This window comes from Mycobacterium sp. P4_H6, assembly GCF_056400845.1.
In genome coordinates, this window is sequence record NZ_JBFUKN010000176.1 from 1 (window position 1) to 1048 (window position 1048).

Genomic DNA, 1048 nt, shown 5'->3' on the forward strand with positions numbered 1-1048 from the left:
GGTCACATGTGCACCGGCCGCGCGAGGCAGCCGGACGGATTCCACCAGGGTCACCGCCAGCACCGCGCCGAGCACCAGGAACGTCACCGAGTACGACGCCAGCTGGCTCACCAGCAGCGCCGCCACCGCGATACCCAGCCCCGCAGCCAGTTCCTGCACCGTGGCGTTCAGGGTGTTCGCGTGGGTGAGGTCATCACCGTCGACATCGGAGAACGCCAGACTGTTGTAGGCGGTGAACCCGATGGAGCGCAGCGCGCCGCTGACGTAGAGCACGATCACGATGAGCACCACCGGCATGCCCGGCTGGACGAGCGCCAGCAGCCCGAACCACAGCACCGAGGCAATCCCGTTGACCACCAGTACGGTGCGAATCCCGAATCGGCGCATCAGCGGGGTGGTGGCCGGCTTGATGGTCAGGTTGCCCGCGAACAGCGCAGCCACCATCAATCCCGCCTGGAACGGCGTCCACCCGAACTCCAGCATGAATTTCAGCGGGAGCAGGAACGGCACCGTGGTGATCACCATCCGGTACAGCGACCCCGCAGTCACCGTGATGCGCAGCGTCCGCACCCGCAGCACCGGCACGTTGATCAGGGGTGAGGCCGACCGCAGCAGATGCCACAGCGCCAGCCCGAGCAGCACCAGCGCGCCCGCGCCGCAGGCTGCGACCAACAGCCAGTCCGTCCCGGCGATGCGGATGCTCTCCAGCGCGATCAGCGCCGCGGCGATACCCCCGCCGAGCAACACCATGCCGGGCCAGTCCAGCTTGCGCACCGACTCGGCGGGACCGCCGCGAACCAGCTTGAGCGCCAGAACGAAACCGATGATGCCGAGCGGGATGTTGACGAGGAAGATCCACCGCCAGCTGCCGACCGTCGCGATGCCCCCGCCCAACACGGGAGCCAGCACCGGCGCCGCCAGTGCCGGCCAGGTGAGCAGGGCGATGGCCCGCACAAGATCGGATTTGGCGCTGTAGCGCAGCACCGCGAGCCGTCCGACCGGCACCATCATGGCGCCGCCGACACCCTGCAGGATCCGCATCCCGACC

The 1048-nt window shown here is 68.7% G+C and carries 1 protein-coding gene; it reads right to left on the bottom strand.

Annotation, left to right across the window (positions count from 1 at the left end; translation table 11 throughout):
• On the bottom strand, positions 1-1048 hold a 1048-nt coding region (locus AC1DTF_RS32330; protein WP_477477035.1), incomplete at both ends, for an MFS transporter.